This window comes from Pseudoalteromonas sp. SG43-1, assembly GCF_014164415.1.
Lineage (GTDB): Bacteria > Pseudomonadota > Gammaproteobacteria > Enterobacterales > Alteromonadaceae > Pseudoalteromonas > Pseudoalteromonas distincta.
The window spans coordinates 76,973-86,100 of the sequence record NZ_JACJFD010000024.1; the positions used below are offsets into that span (position 1 = coordinate 76,973).

Consider the following 9,128-nt stretch of genomic DNA (forward strand, 5'->3'; position numbering starts at 1 on the left):
GATTAAGTTAACTTGGTACTATATTGAGCACAAATTAAAATAAAAAAGCGCGACTAACTCGCCAATAACGGATGACTATGTTTAAAAAAAGTATTTTAGCTATTTGTTTAGCTGTTGCACCACTACCAAGCCTAGCCGACAGTAACACTGATTTAAAAACGATTATTGATAACCATTGGCAAAATGCAAAAGCCGAAAAAATATTCTTTCGTACCGATCCAGACGGCTGGAAACCCAGTGGTACATTGCCACATTGGACCGAGCAAGCCATTGCGAAGCGCCAAGCTTACAACAACAGTGTGTTAAAAAACTTAGCTAGTATTGACCCTAAAACGCTCAATAGCGAGCAGCTAATGAACTATCGTTTATTTAAATATGAGCGAGAAACAGAGCAGCAAAGCTACCTTTATCAAGATAAGTATTTTCAAGTTAACTTTTTAAGTGGCTGGCATACTTACTTTGCCGAAGCACCGGCTAATATGGCGTTTTTAACGCCTGATGATTACAACGCATTTTTAGTAAGCCTTGCCGACTACCCTCGCTTTAATCAAGAAAACATTAACTTGATGAAAGAAGGTATTGAAAAGGGTTACACGCACTACTGCAAAACATTTGAAAATTACAGCCAGAGTATTAACGCTCATATTGTTAAGCAACCTGAAAACAGCGCCTTATACGAGCCCTTTACACGCATACCAAATACATTTACAGCAGAGCAAAAGGCAACATACCAAAACAAAGCAAAAGCCTTAATTAGCTCAAAAGTAGTTCCGGCTTATCAACACTTTTACGACTTTTTTGAAAACGATTACATGCCTAACTGTAGAGCGCAGCCGGGTATTTCAAGCGTTAAAGGCGGGCTTGAGTATTACAAATATACTGTTAATTACTACACCACAACCAATGCCACACCAAAGCAAATACACGAGCTTGGCTTAAAAGAAGTGGCACGTATAAAAACACAAATGCAAAACATCATTGATAAAGTAGGCTTTGATGGCTCTTACAGCGATTTTTTAGAATTTTTAGCAACCGACGAGCAATTTTACGCAACAGACGCGCAAGACCTGCTTGAAAAAACAGCCTTTATTACGCAAAAAATGTATGGCAAGTTACCAACCTATTTTAATCATTTACCACGTAATACCTTTACTATAAAAGGCTCAGCGAGTCGCGGCGCGTTTTATATGCCACCTGCTGATAACCGTTCCCCCGGCACTTATTTTTTAGCCTCAACACCTAAGCTACAGCCCTTATATAATTTAGAAGCACTAAGCCTGCACGAGGCAATCCCTGGGCATCATTTACAAAACGCGATTGCAATGGAGTTAGATGTACCCGAATTTAGACGCACACTTAGCCACTCAGCATTTGGCGAAGGCTGGGCACTTTACACCGAACGTTTAGGTAAAGAAGCCGGCTTTTACCAAAACCCATACAGCGACTTTGGTCGTTTAGGTTACGAAATGTGGCGTGCCGTGAGACTCGTTGTTGATACCGGTATTCATGCATTTGGCTGGAGCCGCCAAAAGGCAATTGACTACTTGGCAGATCACACTGCTTTGCCACAAAGCGCGGTCGAGGATCAAATAGATCGTTATATTTCATGGCCAGGCCAAGCGCTCTCTTACAAAATGGGCGAAATAAAAATACGCGAACTGCGTGCAAAAGCCGAAAAAGAGCTAGGTGCTAAGTTTGATATACGCAGCTTTCACGACACCGTAATCGGCCAAGGGTCACTCCCTATGGAAGTGCTAGAAGATGTAATAAACGATTGGATAGCAGAGCAAAAATCAGCTATTTAAATTTTAATAGAGACGGCTTACTTAGCCGTCTCTATTAGTTAAGTAAACTGCCGAGCTAATTAAAATACCTAATCATTAATCCTCACCCGCTTTTGCTTCGTACCACTTTAGAGTTTAAAAACCTGAGCAAACCTATGAGCAAACGTATTTTATATTGGCTACAAAACGATTTACGAATAGACGACAACCCTATTTTAAGCGAACTTGCTACTGAGCAATGTGCTATCGATATTGTATTTGTAATAAACCCGCACTGGTTTAAAAGTAATAATTACCAACAAAAGCCATATGGTGTGCACAAACAACAGTTTTTAATGCAAAGCTTGTACGAGCTGCAACAAGCGCTTATTGAACGCGGACAAACACTGCACGTACTTGAGGGTGAACCTGTTAGTGTTTTAAAGCAGCGTATAGCTGAGCAACACATTGATGAAGTAGTGTGCAGTGAACATGTTGGAACCTATGAGCAGCGCCAACTTGCGCGACTAAAAGCACATTGCCCACATGTCATATTTAAAACAACTCAACAAGACACTCTATTTCAACAAAGTGATCTCCCTTTTGATTTAAACGAGCTGCCTAAAAGCTTTACCCCATTTAGAAAAAAAGTAGAGGCGGTAAACATACCTATAACAACCTCAACTCTGCCTAAAGGTTTACTCCCTCAACCTATAACATTATGTGCGGCCAAACCAATTGAGCTTAGTGAATATACTGATGACAACAACGCGATAATGCACGGCGGATTTAAAAGTGCGCAAGCTCATTTAACGCAATACTTTTCAGGCTTGCTACCAAGTACCTATAAAACAACTCGAAACGAACTTGATGGCTTTAATAACACCACAAAATTTAGTACCTGGCTTGCCTTTGGTTGTGTAAGTGCGAGGCAAGTTTATAAAGCTGTTGAACAGTACGAACATAACCAAATAACAAACGAGTCTACCTACTGGATTAAATTTGAATTGCTATGGCGAGAGTATTTTAAATGGCATGCACTCAAAGCAGGCAACAGCCTATTTAGTTTTAAAGGTCAAAAGCAAACAAAACCCCTTACTACGTTTATACCAAACCGCTTTGCTGCTTGGTGCAATGGCTCAACACCCTATCCATTAGTCAATGCCATTATGAATGAGCTTAATACGACCGGTTATATATCAAATAGATCAAGGCAAATTGCCGCAAGCTGCTTAGTTAACGAGCTTGGCCTTGATTGGCGCTATGGCGCGGCTTATTTTGAACAACAATTGATTGATTACGATGTAGCCGCTAACTGGGGTAATTGGCAATATATAGCGGGTGTAGGGGTCGACCCGCGTGGTGGTAGGCACTTTAATATTGAAAAACAAACCGCGCAGTTTGATCCGCACGCTGCTTACACTAATAAGTGGCAAGGCAATGAAAATACCAGCACGCAGCTAAATACCTTAAACGAAGTTGATTGGCCAATTTAAGCCGCCAATCAACTTTTACCAAGTAACGTTTAAATCAGCTCAGCAATACCTATATTAATAGCGTAACCACCCAATGTTAAAAACAAAAATAAACACAGCGCCAGTAACAGCGGTTTAATACCCGCTTGGCGAATTGCCCCAACATGTGTGCGTAAACCCAAAGCCACCATCGCAATAGTGAGTAATATATTATCAAACCAAACAACTGCGCTTGTAGCCACTTGAGGAATAATAGAGAGTGAATGCACACCACTTGCCACAATAAATAACACTGCAAACCAAGGGATGGTAATACCCGCTTTTTGCTCACCTCCATGCACGTTATTGTTTGTTTTTGCATGCTTTTTACTTTGCCAAAACGATAATCCCACTAAAAATGGCGCGAGCATCATCACGCGTAGCATTTTTTCTATAACGGCGGTATCAGCAGCATTGGCGCTTACAGCTGTGCCCGCTGCAACCACTTGTGCTACTTCATGAATGGTTGAGCCTACAAAAATACCATATGCGTGCTCACTCAGCCCCATGTAATCAAACATAATTGGGTAGGCAAACATACTTAGCGTGCCAAACACCACCACCGTCGCCACCGCTACCGATACTTTATGTGCCTGAGCTTTTATAACTGGCTCAGTTGCCATTACAGCTGCTGCGCCACAAATAGAGCTACCTGCGCCAATTAATATTACTGTTTGCTCATCAAGCTTAAATACACGTTTACCAAGCTGTATTGCTAATATAAACGTACCACACAGCATAACAATATCGGTTAGTAACCCACTCCAACCAACGCCAGCTACCTGTGCAAAGGTAATTCTAAAACCAAATAAAATAATACCCGCTTTGAGTAAAATACTTTTAGCGTAATCAACACCTACATCGGTACGCGTAGCTATACGCGAAAACACACTGTTGCCCACAATAATACCAACCACAATACCAATAGTGAGTGAGCTAAATTGCGCAGTTTGCATTATTGGTAATTTACTCAACGCAATAGCAACACCCGCAAGTACAATAACTAGTAACATGCCAATCCACCAGCGCGTATCGCCGTATTGCTTAGTATTAATACCTAAAGGCTGAAACCCATTTTTAATAGCGCTAAGCATAATATTCCCTCAATTGAACAACGTTAAACTGTTGACTTCATTTTAAGAAAGCGCAAAATATAACTCCAATACATTAAAATCATAATTCGATAACTTAAAGTTATACAATTTAGAGTTATGCAATTTAAGGTTGTTTAATGAACTTACATGCACTTAGGGTGTTTTATACAGTGGCTAAATTGGGTAGCTTTTCAGGCGCAGCCGAAGCGCTTTTTATAAGCCAGCCCGCTGTTTCTAAGGCGCTAAAAGAACTTGAGCATCAGTTAAACATTCAACTTATTGAGCGCGCATCTAAGGGTAAAAAGCTCACCTTAAGCGAGGGTGGCCAAGCCTTATATGATCATGCACGTAGCATTTTTGCCATAGAAAAAGCCGCCATTGAAGATATTAAATCGCGCACTGGGCTAAAACGCGGCACGCTCGTTATAGGTACCAGCACCACCATTGCCAGCTATTGGTTACCACCTTATTTAGCTAAATTTTGTGCCCAATACCCACATATAAAAGTAGAAGTACAAGTGGCTAATACCGCGCAAATTGAACATGCCTTACTTGAATGCACTATCGATTTAGCACTGGTTGAAGGCACACCAACCGAGCCGCATATAATAAGTAAGCACTGGCAAAACGATTTAATGAGTGTTGTTATACCGAGTAACTTTAAGCCCACGAAAGACTTAAAAGCATGGTTAAACAAACAGTTTTGGTTATTACGTGAGCCAGGCTCTGGCACTTTAGAAATGTCGGTAAAGCTATTAGCACAACATGACGTACAAGCAGAGCAAAGTATGCAATTAGGCAGCAACGAAGCCATAGCAAGGGCCGTCGCTCAAGGTATGGGGGTCGCTTTATTACCAAATGTAGTCACTGAAGATTTAGTGCAGTTAGGCAAATTAACACGCCTGAGCCAAAAAAATAACGAGCAACTTTCTCGGCCACTTTATCAACTGCATTATAAAGACAGACCGTCTTCACACGCTGCGCAAGCGTTCGAAAAAAGCCTGTTTAGTGAATAATGCTCGCAATCTATAAGTAGTAAGGCACCAGTAGCAAATTTACATAAAGTTTAATCTTTAAAGTCAAAATTTGAGCCCTTTAGTCTTTCTAATGCCTATTAGCTAAGTTAAAACTCACTTGTGTTACGTGATACACCTTTCATGCTTTACTATTAAATTAAAATAATTTTTAAACATGTGTTCAGAGCTGGTATCCCTTAAATCCACATCAAAATAGTAGCCGTCTTCTAAAACTTTCAAACTCTCTAAATCATTGCAAATGCGCTCAAGAATCAAATGTTTATATTTTGGAGTTATATTTTTGATTTCATCCAGAGTGAGCCCTTCGGCATCAAAATTCACAACAACTCTTAAACTGGTACCTGAATAACCATGCCTTACAAAACTAATTCGGCTATCAATGGATGAAAAAAAGGTGCTGAAGTGATTTTTATCTTCCTCGTATTTCCATTGAGAAGCATCCCCCCAAATCAAGACAAAAATAGCACCAAAAACAGCGGCAGCTACATACAATTTGTTGGCATTTATCATAAACCACAATTGAACTTTTTCAGTTCGCATTAATTTCATAAGTCACATAACTTTTATGTAAAAGACTAAATCAGTCGGATAAAATAAAAGACTAATAATCAAAACCAAAGTCTTGCTCATTCACATGTGTAGGTAATATAACTAGAGTTAAGAAAAATACCTTGATGCTACACCAATGCCGATAAGTAAAATAATTAATAAAACCCAATATCTTTTTGAACCATCTAAATTTTCACCGCAGACTGGGCAAGATGATGACGCGATTGGAGTCCCGTTAATATTTGTCGTTTTAATTATTGGGGAGGTAATTCCTGATTTACACTTTTTGCACTTCATAAATATCCATATTAATTATAAATAAAATCGCGGGTTGATGCTCACAAAACGCTTACCTAATTGACGTTAAATGACAGGCTATAATTAGCAACAAATCACAGAAAACCAACCTTTATACATCCTTTTAATTGAATTGCCATAACATAAGAATAGACCTTACAAACCCTGAGTTAAGTCTTGCGCTAACGTACCCGTTGGCTTTTCAATTACGCGTACCAACTCTTTGCCATTTTGTTTAACAATAAACGTTGGCGTGTATTGTAAGTCGTGAGCCTGTGCAATGCCTGCATCGTCTTGCTTGTTGTAACCTACGGCCACATAGTCAATGCTTGCAAGTTGTACTTTCGATGCATCAAGTAACTTAATGAGTTTTGGCACTTCGCGCTCACTGTCGTGGCACCACGTTCCAAATAATACAATTAGCTCCTTGCCTTCTAGCTTTTGCATTAATGAAATGTCTTGTGCTGTTGGTGTATACGCCTTGTATTGCTCGTTAAACTTGTCATAGTCGCTTAGCAGTGCTTGCGTACTTATCTCGCCCGAAAATGGCGCTGTAGCAGCGCAGCTTACAAGCGGCATGCTTAAAGCGTACAGTAAAATTAATTGTTTAAACATAAGGTTGCTCTTAATTTAGGTATTAATTTAGGTATTAAACGACTATACCCAATATTGAGTGTGGAGTGAACAACTCAAAACCGTTACTTTTTATCCATAAAAAAGTTAACTTGCGATAAGTTAGTTAAATATTCTCGCCTTACGTTTTTATTCTCAGCTAGCTTATCTAAATCACCAATTAGGGTAACTAGTTTATTATGAGAATGGCTGCTTGTTTTTTTAAACTCGTCTTGCTTTTCGTCACTCTCAACACGCTCTTTTTTATTCATGTTGTAGCTGTTTTCGTTTTCTTCAAGCCAAATATCATCAATTAAACGAATGTCACTTTTGCTAATGGTTTGTTCTTGCATCGCCATTTGCAGCTCGTATTGATTGGTTTGCGGATTAAACTCAAACATTTTTGTATCAACATCAACCTCGTGAGACTGAACAAGCCCCACAAGTTCTTTATTTTTAACCGCAGTACCTACGTTATAACTCTCTTCTTTGTTGTAGTAATCAGGGCGACTGTATTGATAATCAAAGTGGCTACTTACATTTTTACTTTGCGTTACACCGCTAAGCTCCCCTAATTGGCTTTGTTCAGTCGCTTGGCTTAGCTCAATTGTACTTTTAGGCTGATAGTCGCCGTTATCAAGCGCATAAGAAAATGCAGCATCAAAATCAGCGAGTTTAGAAATCCCCGCACCCAATGTATTTGGCGCTTTATTACTAAGCCCTTGGTAACGGGTATCGTTTGTAATCATGTTATCAACCAAATCGGCAACCATAGCGCGCCCGTCATTAAATTGCTGTTCTGCAAGTGACTCCAAATTGCTATAACGCTCAGCAGCCGACGACATACTCGCAAAAGCGCCTTTAAACAATGCAAAACCTTGTTGCATTGCCTCATCGCCACTTTTACCAAATGCAGATGTTTTATCATCTTTAGTACTGTTTACTCGGCTATCTTCTAGGCTTTGATCTAGCGACGCTAAATACCGCTGCATTTGCTGCGTGTCTTTAGCGCCAATGGTTGACATACCGAGTGCAAAATCAATGTCGTTTTGCCCACCTGCGGCTGTAAACACAAGTGCTTGCTGGTTTGATGCTTCATCAATGGAGTAACTCAAATCAAGCGTGTTTTCTCCTGTATCAAGCGCATCATTTTGCGTTGTCGAAAACGACACATTAAAACCGGCTAACTGCTCACTATTAAAGCCCGCTAAAAAATCTAAGCTCATGTCTGTTTGATTTGGCACTATAAGAGGGTTGAATGAATTTTCACTCACTTTAAAAAACTCATCGGCCATTTCGCCAACACCCGCCATAACCTGCGTTAAAGCGCCATGTTCAGCCTCAGATAAATTACCATTAACTTCGTAACTTATGCCAAAGCCATCTATCGCTTCACCTGTTTCTTCGTCATAACCTTGCGATGAGTTAAAGGTAATGTTTATAACATCACCCTCTTTAGTTTTTACCGAGAGCTCAAACAGGTAGTTATCGTCATCCTCGTATTTTGCGCGATTAAGGCTTTCCATGTATGGATTAAGTGAGCGCTCAATACGTTGCTGGCTTGAGGCTAAAAATGTTTTTTGCTCATGCCCAAGCTGACCTAAACTCGATAAAATATCGCTGGTATTAGCATAAGCACCCTGAATATTTTTAACCGACGTATTTAATCGCTCAATTAATTGGGTACTGTTTTCGTTTTTTAATAACCCCTCATGCTGAGAGCTTATTACGGTGCGCAGGGCGAGTTCTTCATTAGAGAGTTTATATTTAAGCGTGCTAGGTGTGCTTGAAATTGTAAATAACGAGGTAAGCTGCTGTTGTAAGACGTCCTCTATTTTTTGATTACTAGTTATTGTTTCGTAAAGCGTTTCATCATTTAGCTGGTTTAATAACTCGTCGGTTATTTTTGACTCGTTAGTTTGTAAATCATTAATAGCTTGAAGGTCGCTGCTGGTGTGTAGCGAAGGACTCACAGAGCTTTGGGTAGCGTTATTAACTGATTGGGCCAGCAAAGTGCTTAAATTAGCCTGGCTGCCAAGAGTACTGTTGACCATGATTATCCTTAATCGCTAAACCCTATTAAGTAATTTATCGGACGCAGCATTAAAAGCTTTAGCTTAAGGAGACGTTTTTTACCTATTATTTATACAAACAACCCATTAATAAATTAAATAAGCATAAATCTAAATCGAATAAGCGTAGGTCGGATAAGCGCAGCGCCATCCGACAATTCACCAATTCACCAATTCACCAATTCACCAC

General features: G+C 39.8%; 7 protein-coding genes. 3 read left to right on the plus strand and 4 right to left on the minus strand.

The genetic code is table 11. The features are described 5' to 3' along the window. Nucleotides 1-77: 77 nt before the first annotated feature. Together H5159_RS15835 and H5159_RS15840 are read left to right on the plus strand one after the other, a co-directional pair. The gene (locus H5159_RS15835) at nt 78-1,805 is read left to right on the plus strand and encodes a DUF885 family protein (protein ID WP_182780629.1); all 1,728 of its coding nucleotides are present in this window, start codon (nt 78-80) and stop codon (nt 1,803-1,805) included. Between the two features lie 134 nt (nt 1,806-1,939). After that, complete coding sequence (locus H5159_RS15840; protein ID WP_182780630.1) at nt 1,940-3,259, plus strand: DASH family cryptochrome; 1,320 nt, start codon at nt 1,940-1,942, stop codon at nt 3,257-3,259. Nucleotides 3,260-3,288: 29 nt separating this feature from the next. Here the strand turns inward: H5159_RS15840 and H5159_RS15845 are convergent, their stop codons facing one another. Next, entirely contained in the window at nt 3,289-4,371 is a 1,083-nt protein-coding gene (locus tag H5159_RS15845) for a YeiH family protein (RefSeq protein WP_182780631.1), read from the minus strand. Nucleotides 4,372-4,508: 137 nt separating this feature from the next. Between H5159_RS15845 and H5159_RS15850 the strand changes: the two genes are divergently transcribed. Continuing rightward, the gene (locus tag H5159_RS15850; protein ID WP_182780632.1) at nt 4,509-5,387 is read left to right on the plus strand and encodes a LysR family transcriptional regulator; all 879 of its coding nucleotides are present in this window, start codon (nt 4,509-4,511) and stop codon (nt 5,385-5,387) included. A gap of 123 nt (nt 5,388-5,510) precedes the next feature. Here H5159_RS15850 and H5159_RS15855 read toward each other — a convergent pair whose 3' ends face one another. The 3 genes from H5159_RS15855 to H5159_RS15865 form a co-directional block, all read right to left on the minus strand. Continuing rightward, nucleotides 5,511-5,957 carry a hypothetical protein gene (locus tag H5159_RS15855; RefSeq protein ID WP_182692302.1) on the minus strand — a complete coding sequence of 149 codons (447 nt, stop codon included), beginning with the start codon at nt 5,955-5,957 and terminating at the stop codon, nt 5,511-5,513. A gap of 453 nt (nt 5,958-6,410) precedes the next feature. Continuing rightward, complete coding sequence (locus H5159_RS15860) at nt 6,411-6,869, minus strand: thioredoxin family protein (RefSeq protein WP_182780633.1); 459 nt, start codon at nt 6,867-6,869, stop codon at nt 6,411-6,413. Nucleotides 6,870-6,952: 83 nt separating this feature from the next. Further along, nucleotides 6,953-8,920, minus strand: coding sequence for a hypothetical protein (locus H5159_RS15865; protein ID WP_182780634.1), 1,968 nt, complete (start codon nt 8,918-8,920; stop codon nt 6,953-6,955). Nucleotides 8,921-9,128 lie beyond the last annotated feature (208 nt).